The 23,923-nt window shown below is 58.3% G+C and carries 26 protein-coding genes and 1 tRNA gene; 7 read left to right on the top strand and 20 right to left on the bottom strand.

Going from position 1 to position 23,923, the window contains the following annotated elements:
- Positions 1-6: 6 nt before the first annotated feature.
- From DXH95_RS03460 to DXH95_RS03435, 6 genes are all read right to left on the bottom strand, one after another.
- Entirely contained in the window at positions 7-561 is a 555-nt protein-coding gene (locus tag DXH95_RS03460) for a VOC family protein (protein WP_115548044.1), read from the bottom strand.
- Positions 558-1,652, bottom strand: a complete 1,095-nt coding sequence (hppD, locus tag DXH95_RS03455; protein ID WP_115548043.1) for a 4-hydroxyphenylpyruvate dioxygenase — start codon at positions 1,650-1,652, stop codon at positions 558-560. The genes DXH95_RS03460 and hppD overlap by 4 nt, the downstream gene beginning before the upstream one ends.
- Before the next feature lie 103 nt (positions 1,653-1,755).
- The gene (locus DXH95_RS03450; protein ID WP_115548042.1) at positions 1,756-2,214 is read right to left on the bottom strand and encodes a MarR family winged helix-turn-helix transcriptional regulator; all 459 of its coding nucleotides are present in this window, start codon (positions 2,212-2,214) and stop codon (positions 1,756-1,758) included.
- 9 nt (positions 2,215-2,223) lie between these two features.
- Positions 2,224-4,374 (bottom strand): TonB-dependent receptor, encoded by a 2,151-nt coding sequence (locus DXH95_RS03445; RefSeq protein WP_115548041.1) that lies wholly within the window; start codon positions 4,372-4,374, stop codon positions 2,224-2,226.
- Positions 4,371-5,003, bottom strand: coding sequence for a maleylacetoacetate isomerase (gene maiA / locus DXH95_RS03440; RefSeq protein WP_115548040.1), 633 nt, complete (start codon positions 5,001-5,003; stop codon positions 4,371-4,373). Before maiA ends, DXH95_RS03445 begins: the two co-directional genes overlap by 4 nt.
- A gap of 3 nt (positions 5,004-5,006) precedes the next feature.
- Positions 5,007-5,867 carry an ABC transporter permease gene (locus tag DXH95_RS03435; protein ID WP_115548039.1) on the bottom strand — a complete coding sequence of 287 codons (861 nt, stop codon included), beginning with the start codon at positions 5,865-5,867 and terminating at the stop codon, positions 5,007-5,009.
- 105 nt (positions 5,868-5,972) lie between these two features.
- Here DXH95_RS03435 and DXH95_RS03430 point away from each other — a divergent pair, with 105 nt between their 5' ends.
- From DXH95_RS03430 to DXH95_RS03405, 6 genes are all read left to right on the top strand, one after another.
- The gene (locus DXH95_RS03430) at positions 5,973-6,623 is read left to right on the top strand and encodes a GcrA family cell cycle regulator (protein ID WP_115549374.1); all 651 of its coding nucleotides are present in this window, start codon (positions 5,973-5,975) and stop codon (positions 6,621-6,623) included.
- 25 nt (positions 6,624-6,648) lie between these two features.
- Positions 6,649-7,041, top strand: coding sequence for a PaaI family thioesterase (locus tag DXH95_RS03425; protein WP_181883556.1), 393 nt, complete (start codon positions 6,649-6,651; stop codon positions 7,039-7,041).
- A 73-nt stretch (positions 7,042-7,114) separates the two neighbouring features.
- On the top strand, positions 7,115-9,103 hold the full coding sequence (gene parE / locus DXH95_RS03420) for a DNA topoisomerase IV subunit B (RefSeq protein WP_115548037.1): 1,989 nt from the start codon (positions 7,115-7,117) through the stop codon (positions 9,101-9,103).
- Positions 9,104-9,186: 83 nt separating this feature from the next.
- Positions 9,187-9,717: an RNA polymerase sigma factor gene (locus tag DXH95_RS03415; protein ID WP_181883555.1), complete on the top strand. Its 531-nt coding sequence runs from the start codon at positions 9,187-9,189 to the stop codon at positions 9,715-9,717.
- Positions 9,714-10,286: a hypothetical protein gene (locus DXH95_RS03410; protein ID WP_115548035.1), complete on the top strand. Its 573-nt coding sequence runs from the start codon at positions 9,714-9,716 to the stop codon at positions 10,284-10,286. Before DXH95_RS03415 ends, DXH95_RS03410 begins: the two co-directional genes overlap by 4 nt.
- A 36-nt stretch (positions 10,287-10,322) precedes the next feature.
- Positions 10,323-11,624 (top strand): serine hydrolase, encoded by a 1,302-nt coding sequence (locus tag DXH95_RS03405; RefSeq protein ID WP_115548034.1) that lies wholly within the window; start codon positions 10,323-10,325, stop codon positions 11,622-11,624.
- Here the strand turns inward: DXH95_RS03405 and DXH95_RS03400 are convergent.
- From DXH95_RS03400 to DXH95_RS03385, 4 genes are read right to left on the bottom strand one after another with little or no spacing between them, the layout of a single operon-like run.
- A complete protein-coding gene (locus DXH95_RS03400; RefSeq protein WP_181883554.1) occupies positions 11,621-12,535 on the bottom strand; it encodes a DUF2785 domain-containing protein in 915 nt (304 codons plus the stop codon). The two genes, DXH95_RS03405 and DXH95_RS03400, sit on opposite strands and share 4 nt — an antisense overlap.
- A gap of 12 nt (positions 12,536-12,547) precedes the next feature.
- Positions 12,548-13,339: a LysR family transcriptional regulator gene (locus tag DXH95_RS03395; RefSeq protein ID WP_115548032.1), complete on the bottom strand. Its 792-nt coding sequence runs from the start codon at positions 13,337-13,339 to the stop codon at positions 12,548-12,550.
- A complete protein-coding gene (gene apaG, locus DXH95_RS03390; protein ID WP_115549373.1) occupies positions 13,336-13,737 on the bottom strand; it encodes a Co2+/Mg2+ efflux protein ApaG in 402 nt (133 codons plus the stop codon). Before apaG ends, DXH95_RS03395 begins: the two co-directional genes overlap by 4 nt.
- Positions 13,737-14,945 (bottom strand): trans-sulfuration enzyme family protein, encoded by a 1,209-nt coding sequence (locus DXH95_RS03385; protein WP_115549372.1) that lies wholly within the window; start codon positions 14,943-14,945, stop codon positions 13,737-13,739. The genes apaG and DXH95_RS03385 overlap by 1 nt, the downstream gene beginning before the upstream one ends.
- A gap of 116 nt (positions 14,946-15,061) precedes the next feature.
- On the opposite strand from DXH95_RS03385, the gene DXH95_RS03380 reads away from it, so the two are divergent.
- On the top strand, positions 15,062-15,682 hold the full coding sequence (locus DXH95_RS03380; protein ID WP_147291679.1) for a cytochrome b family protein: 621 nt from the start codon (positions 15,062-15,064) through the stop codon (positions 15,680-15,682).
- Here the strand turns inward: DXH95_RS03380 and DXH95_RS03375 are convergent.
- The 10 genes from DXH95_RS03375 to DXH95_RS03330 form a co-directional block, all read right to left on the bottom strand.
- The gene (locus DXH95_RS03375) at positions 15,657-16,283 is read right to left on the bottom strand and encodes a TetR/AcrR family transcriptional regulator (RefSeq protein WP_115548030.1); all 627 of its coding nucleotides are present in this window, start codon (positions 16,281-16,283) and stop codon (positions 15,657-15,659) included. The genes DXH95_RS03380 and DXH95_RS03375 overlap by 26 nt on opposite strands.
- A gap of 9 nt (positions 16,284-16,292) precedes the next feature.
- Positions 16,293-17,339 (bottom strand): 3-isopropylmalate dehydrogenase, encoded by a 1,047-nt coding sequence (leuB, locus tag DXH95_RS03370; protein ID WP_115548029.1) that lies wholly within the window; start codon positions 17,337-17,339, stop codon positions 16,293-16,295.
- A 49-nt stretch (positions 17,340-17,388) separates the two neighbouring features.
- Positions 17,389-17,994: a DNA repair protein RecO gene (gene recO / locus DXH95_RS03365; RefSeq protein WP_115548028.1), complete on the bottom strand. Its 606-nt coding sequence runs from the start codon at positions 17,992-17,994 to the stop codon at positions 17,389-17,391.
- Position 17,995: 1 nt separating this feature from the next.
- A complete protein-coding gene (locus DXH95_RS03360) occupies positions 17,996-19,327 on the bottom strand; it encodes a phosphotransferase (RefSeq protein WP_115549371.1) in 1,332 nt (443 codons plus the stop codon).
- Positions 19,328-19,370: 43 nt separating this feature from the next.
- Positions 19,371-19,751: a ribose-phosphate pyrophosphokinase gene (locus tag DXH95_RS03355; RefSeq protein WP_115548027.1), complete on the bottom strand. Its 381-nt coding sequence runs from the start codon at positions 19,749-19,751 to the stop codon at positions 19,371-19,373.
- An 18-nt stretch (positions 19,752-19,769) separates the two neighbouring features.
- The gene (locus tag DXH95_RS03350) at positions 19,770-20,183 is read right to left on the bottom strand and encodes a DUF1330 domain-containing protein (RefSeq protein WP_115548026.1); all 414 of its coding nucleotides are present in this window, start codon (positions 20,181-20,183) and stop codon (positions 19,770-19,772) included.
- A gap of 114 nt (positions 20,184-20,297) precedes the next feature.
- Positions 20,298-20,372: transfer RNA gene (locus tag DXH95_RS03345), tRNA-Val, on the bottom strand.
- 62 nt (positions 20,373-20,434) lie between these two features.
- Entirely contained in the window at positions 20,435-21,079 is a 645-nt protein-coding gene (locus tag DXH95_RS03340) for a TetR/AcrR family transcriptional regulator (protein WP_115548025.1), read from the bottom strand.
- Between the two features lie 57 nt (positions 21,080-21,136).
- Complete coding sequence (gene dinB, locus DXH95_RS03335; protein ID WP_115548024.1) at positions 21,137-22,267, bottom strand: DNA polymerase IV; 1,131 nt, start codon at positions 22,265-22,267, stop codon at positions 21,137-21,139.
- A gap of 12 nt (positions 22,268-22,279) precedes the next feature.
- Positions 22,280-23,860, bottom strand: coding sequence for a pentapeptide repeat-containing protein (locus tag DXH95_RS03330; RefSeq protein WP_115548023.1), 1,581 nt, complete (start codon positions 23,858-23,860; stop codon positions 22,280-22,282).
- Positions 23,861-23,923 lie beyond the last annotated feature (63 nt).

Genomic DNA, 23,923 nt, shown 5'->3' with positions numbered 1-23,923 from the left:
GCACTTTTATTCGGACGCTTCGATCGGTTCCTTGTGCAGCCATTCGGCGTGGCGCGGTGCGGTCTTTGTTTTGCTCCAATCATCAAGCATCATCGGGGCTACGCGCTTCAGCTCTGCATATTGTTCCTGAGTGCCGATATCACAGGCCAGTTCGAGCCGGTGGCCATTGGGGTCGAAGAAATAGATAGAGCGGAAGATGCCGTGATAGGTCGGGCCAATCACATCGATACCCAGCGCCTCAATATGCGCCTTCGCCGCCTTCAGCGTATCGAAATCGGCAACCTTGAACGCCAGATGCTGAACCCAGGCCGGGGTCTTTTCATCGCGGCCCATTTCGGGCTGATTGGGCAGTTCAAAAAAGGCGAGGACATTGCCGCCGCCGCACTCAAGGAAGATGTGCATGTAGGGATCATATTCGCCGGTCGACGGTACATGGTCCTCGGCAAAGGCCGTGGTGTAGGTGAAACCCAGCACGCGGGCATACCACTCCACCGTCTCCTTCGCATCTTTGCAGCGATAGGCGACGTGGTGGATCCTATCGGTTTTGAATGGAACGGTCATTCGGTCACCTCCAATACACCGCGTTCGATCTGGTCGCGCTCGATGCTTTCGAACAGCGCTTTGAAATTTCCTTCGCCAAAGCCTTCATCGCCGCGACGCTGGATGAATTCGAAGAAGACGGGGCCGATTTCGGGCTGTGCAAAAATTTGGAGCAGCAAACGGGGTGTGCCGCCTTCAGTAGTTCCATCGAGCAAGATGCCGCGCGATTTGAGCGCATCGACAGGTTCGCCGTGACCGGGGAGTCTCTCACTAAGCATGGCATAATAAGTGTCAGGCGGCGGGGTCATGAAAGTCACGCCAAGTTTCTTGAGATTGTCCCAGCAGGCAACCAGATCGTCACAGATCAGCGCAATATGCTGGATGCCTTCACCATTATAAGCGCGCAGATATTCTTCGATCTGCCCACCGCCGGCTTTGCCCTCTTCGTTGAGCGGAATGCGGATTTTGCCATCGGGTGCAGTCATCGCCTTTGAAGTAAGGCCGGTATATTCGCCCTTGATGTCGAAATAGCGGATTTCGCGGAAGTTGAAAATCCGCTCATACCAAGCCGCCCAATGCGCCATGCGACCACCATAGACATTGTGCGTCAGGTGATCGATCGACTTGAAACCTGCGCCGACAGGGAAGTGCTCGACACCCGGCAAAAAGACGAAGTCGATATCGTAAATCGACAACGCATCAGGATTTTCGAGCGTCGCATAGCGATCGACCAGATAGATGAACGCACCGCCGATCCCCTTGATCGCGGGAATACGCAGTTCCATCACGCCGGTCTTGCTTTCGACCGGTTCGGCACCACGCTCGATCGCTTCTTTATACGCCTTGGCCGCATCCTTGACGCGGAAGGCCATGCCGCAGGCGCTGGGGCCATGTTCTGCGGCGAAATAGGCGGCGGGGCTGCGCGGTTCGTAATTGGCGATCAGATTTATCTCCCCCTGCCGCCAGAGATGCACATCCTTCGAGCGATGCTGGGCTACGCGGGTGAAGCCCATGCATTCGAAGACAGGTTCGAGGATGCCTTTTTCGGGCGCACAAAACTCGACAAATTCAAAGCCATCAAGGCCTAGAGGGTTTTCAAAGAGATCGGGCATGGAGAATTCATCCAGAGATAACTGAGCTATGTTCGGGGATCCCGAATCTGGCATATAGTATCAATTGAAACCAATTTGCGCAAGCGCGCATCCCGTGGCGCGGTCAGTCCGCCTTGCGCTCCATCTCACTTACCCGGGCGCGGAGTTTAGCGAGCAGTTCGGCGAGCTGCGCTGCCTCTTCATTGCCCAATATGCCCTCGATCTCGGTCTCCACCGAAAGCGCGAGCGGGACGATCTGATCGTAAAGCTCCTTGCCCACCGCGGTCAGCGCAAGGTGGTGCGAACGGCCATCGGTTTCATTCGGCGCCCGCCCGATCAGCCCCCGATCATCGAGTGCTTTGGAGGCACGATTGACCGTAACCTTGTCCATCTGCGTCGCCGCGACCAGTTCGCGCTGTGTTGCGCTACCGCGTTCGCCGAGCACCGCCATCACGCGCCATTCGGGGATTTTGAGACCAAACCGCCCGCGATAGCTGCGCGAAATCAGGTCGCTTACCGCGTTCGAGGTAATCGAAAGCTGATAGGGCAGGAATTCGCCAAGGGTCAGTTTGCGTTGCGACATGACCCGACGCTAATCAAATTTCCAGCTTGCGCCAAGCCAAAGGGTGCGGGGGTTTGCGCGTTCGATGATGCCGCTACCCGAAACCGCCGCCTCCACCCTTGCATCGAACAGATTTTCGCCGCGCATTTGCAGGCGCAATCCGTCGCCAAGTTCGAACCCCAGATCGAGATCGAGAGTTAGCACGTCATCAAGAGCGCGCACATTGGCGTCATCTTCAAATTGCGCGCCGACATAACGCAAAGTGGACGACGCAGAGACCTTATCGGCGGCATAGGCCAAAGTGGCATTGCCAAAATGACGAGGCACCTGTGCGGGACGGAACCCGTCCAGCGCCGCCGAAGGCCCCGATCCGCGCACTTCGGCATCGACAAAAGCGTAGCCAAGTTTCAGCGCGAACTGTTCAGTCAGGTCAAACCGTGCGTCCGCTTCAATCCCCCTGGAAACGATCGCGTCGAGATTTTGCCGTTGCCGATAGGTGCCGCCTGCCGCAACAAAACCGACCCCGGGGAAGTTGCCTGGCCCCTGCCCCAAAGTGACATTGGCGATGGCGTCATTCAGCCGGTTGCGGAAAAGCGTGATTCCAAAATCGACGCTACCATTGGTATAAGCCAGCCCCGCATCGAACCCCTCGACCGTTTCGGGCTGAAGATTTTCATTGGCAGCAGTGGCATCAGCACCGACACGGAAAGGACGATATAGCTCGTTCAGCGTTGGCAGGCGCCAAGCGCGATAGGCCGCGCCGCGCAGGGTGAAGCCATCAGCAAAATCCCAGCCAAAACCTGCCCGCCCGGTCCATTCGGTGCCGCTGCGGTCGGCGAAGCGGTCATCGGAACGGACTGTGCCGCCAATATTGACCTCTCGCCGAAAGCCGTCAGTGATGGTCCAGCGATCAAGCCTGCCGCCCGCGGACAGCGTGAGTGTATCGCTAGGCTGATAACTCCATTCGGCAAAGCCGCCATAGCTGTCGGTCTGCCCCCCTGCGGTTCGGAAGCGCGTGGGAGCGCCCGCGACATAGGTGAAAAACTCTCGCACCTCCCCGCTCGTCCGCCGCCATTCACCGCCGAGGCGCAATTCAATTTGTTCTCCCACGGGAGGACGCACCTCAAAGCGCGCGCCCAGCCCGGTCGACGGCGTTGCAAATTGGTCCAGCGTTTGGGTTACACTGTTGCGATTGGCCGCAATCGCGCCAAACTCTGAGGAAAACTCGCGAACCTGCACATAGCCAGTCGCCGACCATTGCCAATCGCCAGGTCGATCGACCAACCGCAGGCTGGCGTCTACGCCGCTATTGCTGTTATCGCTGAAATCGACCCCGCGATCGCGCGTGTCGGTGAATGCACGCAGATTCGCCTGCAACTCGATCGAAGCATTGAGCGGCGCCACGCCGCGCAACGACAGGCCTGCCTGTTCATAAGGTGCACGGCGATCAACCGATCCACGCTGGCTGGCCAGGATCGGGATGAAGCCGTCACCACGCGCATAGCTTGCCGCTGCCGTAACCGATCCACCGCCGAGCTTGCCCGAATAGTTCGCCTTGCCGTCGATGCTGTTGCGGCTGCCATAAGCAAGCGCCAGACTGGCGGCCTCGCGATTTTGAACGCTATCGAGTTCGATCACGCCCGCAAGCGCACCGGGCCCGGCGCTGGGTTGGCCTCCGCCTTTGCGGACGCGAATACTCGCAAGATTGAGCGCATCATAACCGGGCCAGCTGACCCAGCCACCGAAGGGGTCAGCCTGCGGCACATCATCAAGAAACAAGAGTGCGCGCGACGACGCATTGCCGCCCAATCCGCGCAATGTGACGCCTTGACTGGTCGGATTGGCAGAGCGCGCATCGGAGCGCCGGAACTGCTGGAGACCATTGACCGCAAGCAGTGCATTTTCAAGCCGTTCGCCCGGCAATTGAGGCAGTCTGACGGTAGCGGAATCTTCGGTGATGTCGCTTTTCGGGTTCGGCAAGCCGCCAGTTACCACGATGAGGTCATCCGCTGAAATGATGGAAACGGGAAAATCGGCAGGCCGCTCGATCCTGCGCCCATAATGAACCAGATCTCGCTCGATCCTGTCCAATTCCTCGCACTCTGCATCGCATGTCTGCGCATAAGCAGGCTGCGTCAGCGCCACCAGTGGCAGCGACAGTAGCGGCAATATATGTTTCATTCCGGCTTCACCGCCTCCGGTGCCGCCTTGGCAAAGGCCTCTATCCCCCGCAGCGCAGTATCAATCCGCACCAGCTTGGGAAAACCCTGCAGCGGTGTATCAAACCGCCTTGCATTGGCCATTTGCGGGACAAGGCAGACATCGGCGAGGTTGGGCTGCGTGCCGCCAAACAGGCCGGTCTCGGGTGCCATCGCCTCCAGCGCCATGAAACCCTCGACTATCCAATGGCGATACCATTCCGCCACTGCGGTATCATCCGCACCAAATTGCGACTTCAGCCGCCCCAGCACGCGCAGATTATTCAGCGGGTGGATATCCGCCGCGATCACCAGCGCCTGCGCCAGCGTCTTCGCGCGCTTTGCCGGGTCAGAGGATACCATCGGCGGATCGGGATATTTGGCATCGAGATAGTCGATAATCGCCAGACTCTGCGTCAGATCATGCCCGTCGATCGACAGCATCGGCACAAACCCCTGCGGGTTGCGCGCGACATAGTCTGGTTTCTTATGCGAGGCATCGAGCAGGTTGGTGGGAACGGCGGTATAGGCCACGCCCTTCAGGTTCAGCGCAATGCGAACGCGGTAACTGGCGGAGGAACGCCAATAATCGAACAGGATGATGTCGGACATTTGCTAGCTCCGCAGCTTCCAGCCCGAGCGGAGCAATGCATAGGCGATAATGCCAAGAACCAGATTGATGCCAAGCAGCAACAGACCGCCAAACAACACCGGGCTGTCAGCCGTGCCGATAAAGCCATAGCGGAAGCCCGAAATTGCATAGAAAAACGGGTTGGCATGGCTGACTGCCTGAAATGCGGGTGAAAGCTTGTCGACCGAGTAGAATGTACCCGACAGCAAGGCAGCAGGCGCGACAACGAAATTAGCAATCGCCGCTGCATGGTCGAATTTCTCAGCCCAGATCGAAGTGATTACACCGATGAGGGCGAGCAATGTCGATCCCATCAGGCCGAACCAGATCACCGCCCCATAATGGGCAGGGGTAACCCCCACCCCAGGCCATAGCGCCATCGCCAGCCAGACCGCAAAGCCCACCATAATCGCACGGGTCACCGCCGCCCCGACCATCGCGATCAGCAATTCGAGGTTCGACAAGGGCGGCATCAGATAGTCGACGATCGTCCCTTGGATCTTGCCCACCAGCAAAGAGAAGCTGCTATTGGCAAAACTATTCTGCATCATTCCCATGATGATCAGCCCCGGCGCGATGAAATCGGCAAAGGGCACGCCCAGCACCGAAGGCTTCACGCCGCCCAGTGCGACGGTGAAGATAATCAGATACAAAAGCGTCGTGATCGCGGGTGCCCAGATGGTCTGCAACTGCACCTTCATGAAGCGGCGCACTTCTTTCAGATACAGCGTTTTCAGGCCGATCCAGTTGACTGTGCGGATCAAACGGACCGACGGTTCGGGTTGAATTTCGGCCTGTGTCGCACTAGATGAGACAGGGTCGATTGAATTGTTCTGGATAGTCATCGCACAATCGACTATCGGCTTGCCCCTTGCGCGGCAAGGCGCTTTTATATCTAATTGCAACAAGCGCCGCGTTCACGCTGCTTGGCAGAATGTTTGGAGTTTTCGATGTCCTGGACCGACGAACGGATCGACCGCCTGAAAACCATGTGGGAAAAGGGCCTGACCGCCAGCCAGATTGCTGACGAATTGGGTGGCGTGAGCCGTAACGCTGTTATCGGCAAAGCGCACCGCCTTGGTCTCAAATCACGCCCGTCGCCGGTGAAGGCCAATGACGGCGAAGCCAAGCCAGCGCCCAAGCCCAAGGCAAAGCCGGTTGAAAAAGCAGCAGCGCCGCGTGCGGCGGCCACATCTTCCGCACCGACCGAGCGGGTTATCCCGACCTATGCGACCCCCAGCGTCCCGCAGCCGCGTACCGACATGCCCAAGATCGTCTCGATCGGACCCGGCGGCTTCATGCGCCAGGGCCCCGGCGACCAGCAGGCACCGATCCCCCCTGCCCCGCCGCGCCGTCTGGTTCCGGCCAAGCCGAGCCCCGAAATCGCCGACAAGACCAGCCTGCTCGATCTGAACGAGAAAGTCTGTCGCTGGCCGATGGGTCATCCGGGCGAACCCGATTTCCATTTCTGCGGCGAAGCGGTGAACCCCGGCTTCCCTTATTGCGTCGAACATTGCGGCCGTGCCTACCAGGCACAATTGCCGCGTGGCGTCCGCCGCGCGCCGCCGCCGATGCCCTTTGGCGGCCCGCGCGTCCGCTGATAGCCGGCGCTGATAGCTGGGCCGCGTGGCCAGTCGCCCACATCCCTTTGCTGACCTGATAGATCTTGCCGTCACCCCTGACGGCAAGGGCGGCAGCACAGCAACCCTCACCGCCGAACATAAGTATATGAACCCGCACGGCGTAGTGCATGGTGCTGTTATCTACGCGATGGCGGATACCGGGATGGGTGCCGCACTCTACCCGACACTCGGTGCCGGTCAGGCTTGCGCGACAATCGAAATCAAAATTAGTTATTTCCGTCCTGTCGACAGTGGTGAAATCCATTGTGTGACGCAGATCGACAATAAGGGCCGCAGCATCGCGCACCTCACGTCAAGGATCGAACAAGCCGGAAAGCTGGTCGCGCTGGCGACGGGGAGCTTCGCCATATTGGCGGCACCGCCGATAAAAGCCTGACTTCGCCGATTTCCACAGCCGAACGCGGTGTTGCAGTTGCGCGGAAGACTCCGCCGCGCCTATAGCAGCCCGCATGAGTGAAGACCTGTTCGGCGGCGCGATGCCCGCTGGTTCTGAATCTGGCGGTTATGATGCTTCGGCGATCGAGGTTCTCGAGGGGCTTGAGCCTGTTCGCCGCCGTCCCGGCATGTATATTGGCGGCACCGACGAGCGCGCGCTGCACCACCTTGCCGCCGAAGTGCTCGACAACAGCATGGACGAGGCAGTTGCGGGGCATGCGAACCGGATCGAAATCACGCTGGGGTTGAATAACCGACTGACGATCAGCGACAATGGCCGCGGCATTCCGGTTGATCCGCACCCGAAATTTCCCGGCAAGTCTGCACTCGAAGTCATCATGACCACGCTCCATTCGGGTGGCAAGTTTGAGGGCAAGGCCTATGCCACGTCGGGCGGCCTGCACGGTGTGGGCGTCTCGGTAGTCAACGCATTGTCGACCGACACCGTCGTCGAAGTGGCACGCAACAAGCAGCTTTACCGCCAGCGCTTTTCATGTGGGGCAGCACTGGGCGGGCTCGAAGAACTGGGCCCGACCCCCAACCGACGCGGCACAACGATTGCCTTTACGCCCGATGCGGAAATTTTCGGCGCTGACGCAAAGTTCAAGCCCGCGCGTCTTTTCAAACTCGCGCGATCAAAGGCCTATCTCTTTGCAGGTGTAGAGATCCGTTGGAAATGTGACCCCGAACTGGCGAGCGAGGACGTGCCGCAAGAGGCGGTGTTCCAGTTCCCCGGCGGGCTTGCCGATCATTTGAAAGAACAATTGGGTGCGCGCAATTGCGTCACCAGCGAATTCTTCCACGGCAACCAGACATTTCCGGACGATCAGGGCCGCGTCGAATGGGCCGTGGCTTGGCCGCTTTATTCGGACGGCAGCTATAGCTGGTACTGCAACACCATCCCGACTCCCGATGGCGGCACGCATGAAGCGGGTGTTCGCGCCGCGCTGACTAAAGGCCTGCGTGCCTTTGGCGAGCTGGTGGGCAATAAGAAAGCGGCGCAGATCACCGCTGACGATATTTTCAATGAAGCCGAACTGATGCTTTCGGTCTTCATCCGTAACCCGCAATTCCAGAGCCAGACCAAGGACCGGCTGACCAGCCCTGAAGCCGCGCGGCTCGTCGAGAATGCGGTGCGCGACCATTTCGACCATTTCCTCACCGACAATATGGAGCGCGGCAAGGCGATGCTGGGCTTCATCCTCGAAAAGGTTGAGGACCGGCTGAAGCGCAAGGCCGAACGCGAAGTGAAGCGCAAGACCGCGACCAGCGGCAAGAAGGTCCGCCTGCCGGGCAAACTGACCGATTGTGCGTCGGATGATCCCAACGGCACCGAACTCTTCATCGTCGAAGGCGACAGCGCCGGCGGCAGCGCCAAACAGGCGCGCGATCGCAAGACGCAGGCGATCCTGCCCATTCGCGGCAAAATCCTCAACGTCGCCTCGGCCACCAATGACAAGATTCGTGCCAATGCAGAAATCGCAGATCTCGGTCTCGCCTTAGGCTGTGGCACGCGCAAGGATTGCGACCCCGACAATCTGCGCTACGACCGCATCATCATCATGACTGACGCCGATGTCGACGGTGCGCATATCGCGACGCTGCTGATGACTTTTTTCTTTCAGGAAATGCCCGCCATCGTCGAGCGCGGCCATCTCTACCTCGCCCGCCCGCCGCTCTACCGCCTGACCAGCGGCAACCAGAGTGCCTATGCGCAGGACGACGCGCACCGTGCCGAACTGGAAGCTACCCAGTTCAAGGGCAAGAAGGTCGAAGTCGGCCGCTTCAAGGGGCTGGGCGAGATGAACCCGGGCCAGCTGCGCGAGACGACAATGGATCCCAAAACCCGATCGTTGATCCGCATCACTCTACCGCACGAATATCAGAAACAGGTCGCGGTGAAGGAACGGGTCGAACAGCTGATGGGCAAAAGCCCCGAAGCCCGCTTCCGCTTCATTCAGGAACATGCGACAACGGTGGATGAAGCCGCCATCGACGCCTGAGGAACGGATTTTTTCTCGGCTCCTGTAAGAAAGCATTCGATCCTTGGACTAATAGCTACATCAACGTAGCACAGGGAATTGGCGTGGCGCAGGCGCAGGAAGATCAGGACAGGCTGTTTGCGCAAGCAACTGCACAATTCGGCGCTGCCCTGGGACGAATTGTCAATGCCTACGAAGCCAATGCGGAACGAAAAGTTGACCTTGCCCAGGACATTCAAATCGCATTGTGGCGCAGTTTTGCCGCCTATAAAGGCGACTGCTCGCTAAAAACCTGGGTGTACCGCGTAGCGCATAACCGCGCGACGACGCATATGATGCACCAGAAGCGCATTGCCGCCAGTCGCCATTGCAATATCGAAGATTTCGAATTCGAATCTGTTGATCCCAATCCTGAAACCATTGTTGGCGAGCAGCGGGCCTTGACCGCCATCCGCAAGATCGTTGACGCGCTGCATCCTCCAGATCGGCAAATCATGCTTTTGTATCTGGAGGATTTGAGTGGTGCCGAAATCGCCGAAGTGGCCGGTGTTGCCTCTGCGACAGTCGCAACCAAGATCAGTCGATTCAAATCGCTACTGGCCCGACAATTCAAGGTAGGCGGAGAGGAAGTATGACCGAAACCAATCTCAAATCCGCGTGGCAAGCTGCTCAATCCGAATTAGAGCTCATGCCGCTTGAAGCAATCCATGCCCGTGCAGAGCAGTTTTCAAACACTATCGGCAAGCGCAACATGCGTGAATATGTCGCTGGATTTTTGGTTATCCTGATCTTCGGTATCTACGCTTTGACTTTGCCGTCGATGCTCTTGAAAGCAGGAAGTCTGTTGACCTGTGCAGCGGCGGCGTTGGTGATGTGGCAATTGCACATGCGTACCTCCCGGCCACAGTCTGCCGACGCGACCGAAAGCGTCATCGACCATTATCGTCAAAGGCTGGCAACCGAACGCGACGCTTTGGCATCTGTGGGATGGTGGTACGTCGCCCCCTTTGTTCCGGGGTTCCTGTTATTCTCATTCGGCGAGATGAAAGAACAAGACGAGGTCACTATGCTCTCACTGTTGCTGCAACTTGGCTTTCCGGTCATTGTGTTTACCGGAATTTTGCTGCTTAACCTGCGGGGTGCCCGTCGGTTGCAGCGAAAGATCGACGCGATTGACTATGCCCGATCGAATAGCGGACAATAGAAACAACAACTTTCGCCCCCACTGGAGGAGGACATCATGCGATTGAAACTGGTTATGCTGGCGATTTTAGCCATTGGTACCACGCCGGTTGCCGCTGCACCTGCTGCTGCAACCACGCAGAAAACACCGGCAACACTATTCGACTTGCGAGTCGAACAATTGGTTTCCGTCCTCAACGGGCAGATGTCGCTTGAAGACTATTTCACGCCAAGCTTCCTTGCCGCCATTCCGCCTGATCAGATCAGGGCGATATCTGAGAGTTTCGCGAAACAATATGGCAAAGCCCTGGCTGTCGCATCGGTCGAACGAAGTGGGCCGAACAATGCAATACTTAAGGTAGAATATGATAAATCTATTGCAACTATCGAAATAACAACAGAAGCTTTGTCGCCATTCAAGGTTGCCGGGCTACTCGCCAAGGGCTTTGAGGTCAAGGGTGACAGTATAGAGAAGATAAAGGCAGACTTCACCGCCCTTCCCGGTTCCAGCGGCTTTGTTGTCCAGAAACTGAGTGATGACGGCGTCGCTACGTTACACGCAGTCAACGCCGATAAGCAGTTCGCCACCGGCTCCACTTTCAAACTCTACGTCCTTGCCGAACTGGCGAGCCAGGTGGCTGGCGGGCAACGGCGCTGGTCGGATGTCGTGCCGTTGGGCGTGCGCAACCACAGCTCCGCCGGCACAACAAACTGGCCTCTCGATACGCCGGTGACGCTGCAAACGTTGGCGACATGGATGATCTCGGTAAGCGACAATGCGGCAACCGACGCGCTGATGCGCGAACTCGGACGCGATGCGGTGGAGGGCAAGCTGGCAGCCATCGGGCATAGTGCGCCAGACAAGGCATTGCCGATGCTGACGACAGTTGAAGCCTTTGCTCTGAAGAGCAATCCGGCGCTGCGCCAGCGTTTCGAGAAAGCCAGCGAAGCGGACCAGCGGGAATTGCTCACCAACGAGCGCACCGCGCTTTCTTATGGCGCTATCGACATGTCGCAACTTGGCTCGGGACCGATCGCCATCGACACGATCGAATGGTCCGCTTCCCCAAAAGATACCGCCCTATTGCTCAATAATCTCCGCCGAACCGACAGCCAGACCGCGCGCGACATCATGGCGGTCAACAGCGGAGTTGGCCCTGCCGCGGCAAGTAAATGGCGCTATTTCGGATATAAGGGCGGGTCAGAGCCCGGCGTGATCTCAATGAGTTTTCTGGCACAATCCAAGGCTGGCGAATGGTATGCGATTTCGGGAAGCTGGAATGATCCGGCGAAGGAAGTCGACAATAATGCATTTGCGCAACTGATGACCCGGCTTGTTGACAGCGTAGCTGGCAATTAGGGCAGCTTTTTAAGCGCCTCCATCGCACCAGCAGCCAGCGATTTCAGAGCATCCGCGCCACTGGCTTGCGCATTGACATAGATGGCGGACAGGAAGGCCGTCACGTTATGCCGCCGCGCCAGACCTGCTTCGGACTGGAATGCATTATCCCAACTGCCCAGCGCGCCCGGACCGGCAAACTGTGCAAGCCACTGGGTCCATTCCTGATCGGTAAAAGCACCGCGCTGCGCCATGAACAGGATCGGGCGCGCCAGTCGCTCCGGCTCACCGGTAATATAACTTGCACTCGCAGGCGCAACCTGCACCGCTATCGCATTGCGCATGCGGGCAAGATCCTCTTTGTCGACCGCCGGATTCAACGCCAACTGCATCATCAGGTCCGCCGTATGGGCAACCGCGTGGCGATAGCCGCCAACCTTGTCGAAGCCGCGATAATCCTTGATTGATCGCATATAGTCGACCGCTGCAGTAACCATTTGCGCCCGTTGTTCCGGTGTCATCCACGCCTTCACCCGATCGGTGCGCGCGATTTCGGAGAGGTTGAGCGCTGCGAATGATCGGCGGAATCCGGATTTATCGAGCTCGACCAATTGCGCCTGCAGCTTGCCCGAAAGCTGCGCCAATGTCGCGTCGTTGATAAGGCCTTTGCGCAGAAGATGCTGTGTCGCCTCGAATGCTAGGCCGTCGCGAATTTCCGGATCGGGCGCGCCATTACAATCCGCAAGTGCAAGGACAAAGCGGTGGCGCTCGGCTTCGTCATCAATCTGCCATCCGGCCCTTTTCAGCGCCTGAAGCGCTGCCTTACTCTTTCCAAGCGGGGCGCATGTCTCGACTTTGGCTGCAAATGCTACATCCGGCGAAGCGACAACGAACATCGTACATGCGAGTAAGGCCAAGCCGATGGTTCGCATGCGATCCTCCATTCAACCGGTAAGCGCCTCGACCAGCGCCTTGACCTTTTTCTGCCGCCATTGCGGCAAGGGTGCGACCAGCCAGTAAGCGAGGCGATGTTCCTGAGCATTGTCCAATGCGCGCACTCGTCCGGCAGCGAGATCTGCTTCCGCCAGCAAATGTGGGACGCAGGCTTTGCCCAGCCCGATTGCAGCGGCATCAATGGCCAATCCCGCATCTCCTAGGCGAAGCGCAGCCGTGCCCTCTTCGAGCGGACAGCCGGGCCATCCGATCGGCGTTTCTGCCCCACCATCGGGAGCCGCGACCGATACAAAGGCACCCGTCGCAAGCTGCACGCCTTCATGCTCGCCCGGCCCGTCGGTCAGGCGAATGGCGAGGTCGAGATTGGCTTCGGTGAAGTCGATCTCGCTATCTGCAGCAATCAGCGTGAACTGCAAATCGGGATTGTTTGCGCCATATTTGGCCAGCCGAGCTGTCAGCCATTTGGCCGTAAAATCGCGCGGCGCGGCGATGGTGAGCGAGTTCGAAGTCTGCCCGGATTGCATCGCCCGCACCGATTCCTCAAACTGCAGGAAACCAGCGCGCAGGGCATCAAGACCCTTATCAGCCTCGGGTGTCAGTTCGAGCCCCTTGGGTGTGCGTCGGAACAGAACGACGCCGAGCATATCTTCCAACGCACGGATTTGCTGGCCGACCGCCGCAGGCGTCACCGCAAGCTCATCAGCCGCCTTGGTGAAGCTCAGATGCCGCGCTGCTGCGTCAAAAACGCGCAGACCGTTCAGGGGAAGGTGCGTGCGCTTCATCGGGCGGTGGCAGGCGCGACCAGCTTGAAACGCGGGATTTCAACGAGGAAGGTCGAGCCATCGGCACGGATGAAGCGGTAATGCCCCTCCATAATACCCGACGGCGTCGGCAGCGGGCAGCCCGAGACATAGTCATGGCTGCCATCGGGCTTGAGCAAGGGCTGCTCCCCCACCACGCCGTCGCCATCGACATGGTTTACCCCGCCATGGCCATCGGTGATTTTCCAGTGCCGCGTCAGCAACTGGACGGGATCGTCGCGATGGTTTTCGATGCGGATATGGTAAGACCAGAACCAGCGATTTTGCGCAGGGCTCGACTGCTCATCAAGAAAATTGGTGACCACGCGGACGGTTACGCCCTCGGTCGTTGCATGTTCGTCAAAAAGCGCGTCGAGAATCAAAGGCCAACCTTCCGCAATGCCTGATCCAGATCTTCTATCAAATCTTGCGGATCTTCCAGCCCGATATTGATGCGCAGCATGCCTTCTTCAACCCCCATGATTTCACGCTGCTCGGCAGAGACACTGTAATGGGTGGTCGAGGCGGGGTGGCAACACAGACTGCGGCTATCACCGATATTGTTAGAAATATCGACCAACTCAAGCGCATTGAGCAAGGACATGGCCTGTTTACGCCCGCCATCAAGGACGAAACTGAAAATCGGCCCGCAAGCCTTCATCTGGCTCATCGCCAGATTGTGCTGCGGGTGACTGGCAAGTCCCGGATGCAGCATCTTGGGCACGCGGCCTTCGAGGAATTTGCCCACTGCCAGCGCATTTTCCGATTGGCGCATCGCACGCAATTCTAGCGTTTCTAATCCCTTGTGAACAACCCATGCGTTGAAGGGTGAGCAATTGGGCCCGGTGTTGCGCTGGAAGGGCAGCAACACATCGTTGATCCACTTTTCCGAACCGCAGACTGCACCGGCCAGTACCCTGCCTTGCCCGTCCATCAGCTTGGTTGCACTATAGGCAACCACATCGGCGCCGAAATCCATCGGGCGCTGCAGAACGCTGGTGGCAAAGGCATTGTCGACCACGGTGGTGATTCCATGCTCCTTTGCCAACCCGCAGACATAGGCCATGTCGACAATGTCCATTGTTGGGTTGGCCGGGGTTTCGAAGAAGAAGACCTTTGTGTTGGGTTGAATCGCCGCTTTCCAGGCGTCATTGTCGCGCGCATCGATCGTCGTGGTGGTGATGCCCCAGCGCGGGAGCAGACTGTCGGTCAGCCAGCGGCACGACCCGAAGGCCGCGCGTGCGGCCACCACATGGTCGCCCTGACTCAACTGGCACAGCAAGGCCGTAGTCATTGCCGCCATGCCCGTCGCCTGCATCCGGCAAGCCTCAGCCCCTTCCATCAGCGCGATGCGCTCCTCGACCATCGCCACGGTCGGGTTTTGCAGACGGCTATAGGTCATGCCCTGCTGCTCGCCGGCAAAACGCGCGGCGACGGTTTCGGCGTCGTCATAGGTATAGCCGGAAGTCAGGAAGAGCGCCTCCGACGTCTCGCCATGCTCGCTGCGCCAAGTGCCGCCGCGCACAGCCTGTGTGGCAGGCCGCCATTTGGATGTGATTTCGCGATTGAGGCCGGTGGTTTTCTTCATGGACGCTGCTTTGCAGTGCAGCAGGCGCACCCGTCAATCGCTTTGCGCAAATTCCTGCGTTGCCTGACACGAAAACATTATGTAATCACTGATTACATAATCAAGGAGATTCGCAAATGCTCGAAGCTAATACTCGACCGCGCTGGGGCGTGACGATTTGGCTATCCACTCTCGTGCTTTCAGCATCGCTAATTCAGTATGCCATCCCGGGAGGTGTGGAGGGTGTACATGCGGCCACGCGTCTTACCGCACGAACATCTTTGATACTGTTTTTGGGCGCCTTCACGGCATCGGCACTTGCGCAACTTTTCCCGCACCCGATGACCAAGCGGCTCAAGCAAAATCGACGTTATTTGGGCGTCGCCTTTGCTTTTTCCCATTTGGTCCATCTCATCTTCATTTTCATTTACGCAAAGGTCGATCCTGCCACTTTCTGGGCAGATCGTACACCTCGTAGTCTTATCGGACCGTCGATCACCTATGTACTGATCTTTGCGATGGCAGCGACCTCAGTCGACCGAACGGCCAAAGCGATCGGGGCCAAAGCATGGAGCTGGCTGCATTGGCTTGGTGGTTATGCGGTGCTGATAACCTTCATGGTCGCTTATGGTGGCAGAGCAGCCAAATCGGGCTTTTACATTCCCTTTGCCTTGCTTGTCGCTCTTGCCTTCTTGCTGCGGATATTCGCACGCTTTCGGCGGCGATCTTCGCTCAACGACGCTCGAGCGACCGAATGAACATGCGAATGGCGGCCTGCATTTCCTCTCTTGGTTCGCCTTTCACATACCATTCGGGGAAGTGGCCATCGCTCCACATGCGCGCCAAGCCATAAGCAAGGCCCCGGCTAGCGAGCAGCATGGTTTCGAGCGACTGATCGGGAGCGATCCTGCCACTTGCCAGGCCTGCTTCAAAAAATCTGATCATCAGGTCTCTGACGGCATCATTGTCCGCCTGCAACTTGGAGGATGTCGCAAAATCGATGATCGTCCGCGTACTGATGATGCGGAAATGGATCGGGTTGTCCAGCGCCCAATCGACATAGCCTTTGCCGATCGCCTGCAGCCCTGCGATCGGATCATCCGGATCGGCCTGCGCCACCGCGTCGAAAACCGATTTCAGGAAACGGGCCATCGCCTGTTCCGCGATCGCGGTCATCAACGCGGTCTTGTTCTTGAAATGCCGGAACGGCGCCCCAGGTGACACGCCAACCTTTTTCGCCAGCTCACGCATCGACAATCGCTCATGACCGTGCTCGTCAATCCAATCGATGGCGGCAGCGATCAGCGCCTCGGCAAGATTACCGTGGTGGTAGCTATCCCTTGTTTCGGCGTCGGCCATGGCAGCAGCCTAGCGCAATTGCGCCAGGACGGCATCTCCCATTTCGCGAGTGGATAGGCTGCCACCCAGATCCGGCGAGCGTGCCCCAGCGGCGAGCGCTGCGGCTACCGCCGCCTCGATGCGATCGGCGGCTTCGGGCTGCCCGAGCGAGTAACGCAGCATCATGGCTGCCGAAAGGATCGTCGCCAGCGGATTGGCCTTGCCCTGCCCTGCAATGTCGGGCGCACTGCCATGGATGGGTTCGTACAGACCTTTCTGGTTCGAATCGAGCGAAGCGCTGGGCAGCATGCCAATGGAGCCTGCGCACATGGACGCCTGATCCGACAGGATGTCGCCGAACAAATTGCCGGTCACGATGACATCGAACTGGCCGGGATTGCGCACCAACTGCATCGCTGCATTGTCGACATACATGTGGCTCAATTCGACTTCCGGGAATTCCTTCGCCGTTTCAATCACCACGTCGCGCCACAGCTGGCTGGTTTCGAGGACATTGGCCTTGTCGACCGAGCAAAGCTTTTTGCCGCGTGCCATCGCAGTCTCGAAACCCACGCGGGCGATACGGCGCACCTCGTCTTCATTATACGACATGATGTCATAGCCTTCGCGCTTGCCATCGGCGGTTTGGCGCATACCCTTTTCGCCGAAATAGACGTCGCCGTTCAGTTCGCGGACAATCACCATGTCGATCTGGCTGGCAACTTCGTGGCGCAGTGCCGAGGCATCGGCGAGTTCGGGGAACAGTTTGGCGGGGCGCAGGTTGGCGAATAATTCCAGTTCCTTGCGCAGTCCAAGAATGGCCTGTTCGGGGCGCAAATGGCGCTCGAGCACATCGCAATCTGGATCGCCCACGGCACCGAACAATATGGCATCGGCGCGCTTCGCCAGCTCGAGAGTGGCTTGCGGCAGCGGGTGACCACCCGCCTTGTAAGCCGCACCGCCCACCAGCGCCTCTTCGAAAACCAGCCCATGCAGCGACAGCGCCTCCAGCACGCGGCGCGCTTCGGCGATGACTTCGGGACCGATCCCGTCTCCGGGCAACAAGGCAATGAGCATGCGAGACTCCGACAAAAGGCTGCGCTGCCCCTAGCCTTCGCGTGACTGTTTAGGCAACCGCCCTTTTCAGCCGGTCGACCAGCCTTTCGCGCGCAGCCATTATATCGGCGCGCTTTTCTCCCAGAACATGCAGGAGTAACGCCTCGCGTTGCGAAGCCATCGCCTTGAGCGCAGCGGCTGTTCCTTCGCCCGCGACAAGGTCTTCACCGCCATAGCCGAGTTCGGATAGCAACAAAGCCTCATAACGCGCCATCGCCGGGGCCCAGCCGCGCGCTGCGGGAGCGAGCTCAACCGCAGCCAGCAAGCCATCGAGCGCCGAAAACAGCCGCGGATAGGGATAAGCTTCGGGAACCGCGCTGGCTGTCAATGTGCAGGCCCATTCGATTGCCGCCGCCGCCAGCGGCTCGCCCAGCAAATGCGCACGGCTGTGCACCGGCTCCACCGAAAGCGATGCCAATTGGCCGATGACGCGCGCGCGCCAATCGCCTTTGACGACATTGCCCGGAATCAGCACCGGCCGTAGCACTCGCCCGCGCGCCCCCTGCACATAGCCGGCAAGCAAGCCATGCTCCTCGGTCATGCAGCGCACTATCGCTCCGACCTCGCCATGCGGGCGTACGGCGCAAACTATCGCCTGACCCGCACTGTGCTGCATCTCAGCCCTTCAGCCAGCGTGCCTTGGCAGCGGCAAGCGAGGCATATTTGGGGCTGTCATTGGCGAGTTTGGCCAGCATAGTCGCGCGGAGCTTGGGCAGCAGACCGGGTGTGGCGAGCGATGCCTTGCCTGCCATCAGATCGGCCGAAAGCGCTGCATCATGCGGATCAACCGGATTTTCTGCCTCACGGACCAACATGCCGAGCGCGTTCATGGCCACCGCCGCCATGAATTTTTCACGCCCTGCTGATTTTGCCTTCACGCCAGTATCCACCCACTCGCGGATCGCCTCTAGCAACTCGACTGCAGACGGCTCGCCTGCACGGCGCGGGGGAGCGACTATCGGCAGGCTAATCCGCTCACGTTCTGCTTCGGGGGCATCGTCTTCCAGCAACAGCAACAGGTCGACTTCATTCTCGCTAGTACGACGGCCAATGACCGCGCGTTCGAGGTTGCGGTCTGCGCCCAAGCGCCAGATTTCCGCCATCTGCATACAACCCAATGCCCACCAGAGCGTGCGATACACCAGCCAGAAACGGAACCGCGCACGATCGACCTTGCCGCCACCCGAAGCCTCATAGGAGGCGAATAAGGTATCAAGATCGCTGGCACCGAACGCGGGCTTATCGAAATGGCCGAAGCGCCACACCGCCATGCAGCCATAGGCCAGATCTTCATGGGCATCGCCCCAATGCGCCAATTCCCAATCGAGAACAGCAGCAAGGCCATTTGCATCGGCCATCACATTACCCATGCGGAAATCGCCATGCACCAGCACCGGCTCGACTGGCGGGGGCAGATTATCCTCGCACCAGCGCAGCGCCAGCGCGACGACCGGTCGGTCACCGCCATAGGTCAGGAAACGCTTTTTGAGTTCACCAAGCGCGGCGGCGGTATCCATATAGGGAATGGGAATGTCCGCGGTCGGCTTGATCGCGTGGATACGCGCCAGTTCGCGCGCGATATCGTGGACCAGCGATGCGGGCGGATCGGCAAGGATCTTCGCCGGATTCACCTCCGCCTCGACGCGGTACATGATATAGCCGGTGCCCATATCGTCGGCAGCGGTAAGTTCGCCAACCACCTCGGGCGCGAGCACACCCCCGCGATGCGCGGTGCGTACCAGCTCTGCCTCGACATCATGGCCGAACGAACGCCCTTCCATGAAGGCAGCGGAGGGTGCACGGCGCAGGACATAGCCTTTGCCCGCTCTATCAAACGACCAGCTTTCCATATTGGCACCGCCCGAAAGGCGGCCGAGATTTTCAATCGGGGCGCCATCGCCGACAATGCGGTCCATTACGGCAGCCAGCTTGGTCTGGAACTCATACATGGGATTTTTGATAGGCGCAGCGTCTGTCATGGCAAGCGAAAGCTCATTTGTTACTCCAATAGTCGAATGCCTTTTGCTGATGCTGCGCAAGATAGGTGCGTGCTTCACTGCCTTCCCATGCTCCAGCATAGTCGTGGCGCGAAACCCACCACCCCTGCCCCGGCAAGCCATCGCCTTCGCGGACAACAAGGCAGGCCAGCGCAGGTTCGCCGTGCTGCTCGGCTTCTGTATCAATGGCGTCTAGCGTTTTGCACAAGGCGCGCATCTTGGGCCGGGTGAAGCGGAAACCAAGCGTCATCAGCATTTCCGAATAACTCATAGCCCGCCCCTCGCGCGCGGCCTGCTGCAGGATTGCTGTGATGCCCGCAACATCGGCCAGCCGGTTCGCATGATCCGGGCCGTCGTCGAGGAAAGGATTGTCCATTGCATGCGCCGATGTGGATCAGCGACCAACAGGCTTGGTGCGAATATTGAGTTGGCCGGCCAGCCCGGCCTTGCGATGCTTTTCAATCGCCTGATATTCGGGCGACTGCACCATTTGCTGCATGGCGGCGAGCGAGGGATATTCGGCAAGCGCTACCATATCCCAAAGTTCCTCAACCTCACCCAGCAGCAGGCCGGTGACCGGCCCTGCATAAACCTGACGCCCACCGACAGCGGCGAGACATGCCTGCACCGCCGCGCCATATCGCGCATAGGCTTCGGCACCGGTTAGATGCGGGTCCGAGCCGTCTTCATATTCGGCCTTAGGTTTGAACTTGAGCAGGTTGACCATGACGAACGCACCGTCATCACCCGATCCGAAAAACGCCATTGCCTGTTCCATCGGCGGAAATACGGCATTGTTCACTTGCATGATTTCGCTCCTCCTCTCACTCCGGAGACAAGGTTTAATCGTGCGATTAAAAATGGCAAGCAGCGATTTTTGCTTCGCTTTGGCTTATACTGATGTGTCTGGGATTGCAGGAAATGGTGGGCGATACAAGGTTCGAACTTGTGGCCCCACCCGTGTGAAGGGTGTGCTCTACCGCTGAGCTAATCGCCCACTCTGCCAAACAGGAGCGCGCCTTTGCCAGAGCTTTCACCCCTGCGCAAGCGATTATCCCGTCAGGTTACAATCTTGATATGCGGCTCCCTCGAACCCGGTTGCTCTTCGAAATCACGGCCCAGCCCGATGAATATTGTGTCGACAATCAGACCCAGTTTCTCTTCGGACAATTTGTGATCGAGATATAGCAGCGCCTCCGGGTTGCAGTACACCTGAACCATCTGGTTGATCAGTGATACTGCATCGTCGATCGACAGATCCGGCAGATAACCCTCGTCCATCGCCTGCACGACAATTTCAGACAGATAGTGATCGCCCAGATCGACATAGCCCTTCACCACCTCGAAATGCTGGTCGCCCAGTTCGAGGTAGCTTTTGAACATATCGGGATCTTCGCGAAACTGATCCCGCATCAGCACAAAGCGGCGCGCGAAAAACTGGTACATTTTTTCCCGCGACGGCAACTCGGCAGCAATCACCTCTTCCATGATCGCGATTTTGGGAGCGAACCAGCGCCCTGCCGCTGCCTCCAGCAAGGCCTCTTTATTTTCAAAGAAGCGATACAGGTTTGCCGGTGACATGCCGGCAGCTGCAGCCAGCTCTGTCATCGACAGATCGACACCGCCGCGCTTGCGCACGAGCTCTTCAGCAATGTCGAGCAATTCCTGCCGACCGGCTTCGATATCCGTTTGCGGACGAGCCATAACACCTTCCCTGTATTGCCCGGTTAAAACGCTTTTCTGATTATGCGTATTAAAGCTTCATTTTTCAACGTCGTCGAAGGGCAGCACCGGCTGCGCACAGACGAAAGGTTCTGCAGCAGCGTCAGTCCGAAGGTTTTGGCCGGATTGGTCAATTCCACTCAAAGTCAACCCCAGCAGCCGCACCCCCATTTCGGCAGGCAGTATCTGTTCGAGCAGTGCATGGCCAATGGCTGAAAACTCTGCCCGATCCTGTACATTGCGCGTCAGGCTCTTGCTGCGGGTGATCGTGCGGAAATCGGCATAGCGCGCTTTGAAAACGATGGTCCGTCCCTGGGTGCCACTCATTTCAATCCGCCTCCAAACAATGTCGACAATCTCGTCCAGTGCAGTGCGCAGTTCTTCGTTGGAGCGTTTATCCTCAAAATAGGTCAGTTCCCCACCCAGTGACTTGCGTTCGCGCAACGGGTTGACGCGTCGGTTATCAATCCCGCGCGCCGCGTTGAAAAGATAACCGCCCGAGCTGCCGAAATTGCGGTGCAACCATTCCTCGCTCATCGCGCGCAAGTCGGCACCGGTGCGAATGCCCAGACGCTCCATCTTTTCTGCCGTCCGTGGGCCAACGCCGTGGAAGCGGCGCACGGGCAAGGTTGCAACAAAATCGGCTCCTTGCTCGGGCAGGATGATGCATAGGCCATCGGGCTTGTTCTGGTCGCTCGCCAGTTTGGCGATAAATTTGTTGTAGCTGACGCCGGCGCTTGCCGTAAGTCCGGTTTCCTCGCGGATCGCAGCGCGGATTGATTTGGCAATTTTGACTGCCGAGCCAATGCGCTGCTTGTCTTCGGTAACATCGAGATAGGCTTCATCGAGCGCCAAAGGCTCGATCAGGTCAGTGTGCCGCGCAAATATCTCGCGGATCTGGCGTGACACGCTGCGGTAAACTTCGAAGCGCGGTTTGATGAATATCAGATCAGCACAGCGTCGCTGCGCCGTCACCGAGGGCATGGCAGATTTCACGCCAAACTTCCGGGCTTCATAGCTGGCAGCGGCCACCACACCGCGTTTCGAAGATCCGCCTACGGCGACCGGCCTGCCTTTCAGCGCAGGATTGTCCCTTTGTTCGACCGATGCGTAAAAGGCATCCATGTCGACATGGATGATTTTGCGAACCGGGGGCCCTTCGTCCGTCATCAGCCGCGCCGATCAATAGCCTTCATTATATGTCCCCTTTTTCTTTGCGATAAGCTCAATCGGCACATCAATCCTGCGCATCTGCATCAGCGATGCCCGCGCGCCGCAACTGGCAAAGTCGCTGCTGCCGGGAAACTCCTCCTCAGTGGGGTGACCGCTTGCGGGAAAGTCGATTTGATCGCGATATGCCTGAAAGACAGCTGCGGGTGGTTGCTTGGCTTTCAGGTCAAACGCACTGAACCAGCCGGATTTGCGATCGAAACGCAGATTTTCTCCCGACACCGAACACATATGGGCGTTCGCTGCGATGCTCTCCCCAGAAATAGAATAACTGCCGTTCGCCGCCCTTTCCACCACGGCTTCACCCAAGCTGGCACCGACCAGAACCGGAACTATTCGTTTGAACAACTCGGACCGGCGAAAGACATCAGAGAAATCGACAGTCTCAAATATGAATAATGCACTTTCGCCGCGCTTCAAAAGCTCGGGCTCACCCATCTTTAGCCGCAGTTCCTTCACGCGGGCAGCGTAAAGCAGTGAAAGACACACTTCGTCTTTGCAAACGCTTCTACCCGCCAGCCATTTGCGTTGATCCTGCGCAATTGACGGGTTACGCGCTTTCAGGTCTGCGTAAATCTGCGCAAGCATCCTGTCCCATCCGTGCAGGCCATAGGCTTGTTCGCGGCAAATCAGCCTTTCAACATCTGACTCTGCCCGCGCACATGGGAAAGACGGCCCCTCGCCAGCAGTTTTTGCCACGAACGCCTGACGCTGCAATTCACCAAATTCGGCAGATGACAGAAGGACTTCGGACTCTCCGCCCTTCAGAATAACCGATCCCTTGACCTTTGCCCCTATTATGTCGGTCAAATGACGCGGACTGACCTTGGTATTTGCAAGCATCGCTCCGGAATAATCGGCCTGCCCCCAAAATGGATAGGTCGACAGATCGGCATCGCTAAAATCGACATTTGTGAATTTAACACCCGACCGGTCGAGAGGGCAGCCATCGCTGAGGGTCAGCCCGCATTCGAAACGAAAACCTCGCAGGTTAGCCCCGCTTAGATTCCAGTTTGAGATGCCACCACCCCAGCCACCGTCGAAAAGCCCGCTATCCAGACGCGCGCCCTGCATGTCTGCGTCGGTGAGGAAAGATTCGCGCAACAATACATTCTCAAGCTGTGCGTTACGAAAACTTGCCGACGCCAGATCGGCTTCGACAAAACCAATGCCGGGATAAGAGCCGTCATCCCAAACAGTGCGCGCCAGCTTGCTCTGGAAAAAGCAGATATTGGTAACGGGAAAGCCAATGCGCGCAAAATTCCAGCCATTGAAGTCACCGCCTTTTACAATCGGGACCTTGCCCCTGTTGTTGGCCAGTGCCGCACGCAAGGCTTCGGGCGTGGTGATTTTGGTACCGTCAATATCAATCAATCCTGAGCCAAATTCGCTGGTTGGCGTAACGCCTTCTTCGATCAAATCGGGCTCGCTCAAGACCTCCTGGCACGTTTTTGCACTGGCGGTAGCTGGGACTATGGCACCGACTGCCAAACCGACCACGGCCATCCACTTCAACCCGACGAATTGCCGCATAAAACTCTCCAGCGATGAACCATGTGAGCCATTAACATTCGAATGTTTGCCAAGCGACCGAAA

The organism is Sphingorhabdus pulchriflava (assembly GCF_003367235.1).
In the GTDB taxonomy this organism is placed as follows: domain Bacteria; phylum Pseudomonadota; class Alphaproteobacteria; order Sphingomonadales; family Sphingomonadaceae; genus Sphingorhabdus_B; species Sphingorhabdus_B pulchriflava.
This window is presented reverse-complemented; position numbering and strand designations above follow the sequence as displayed.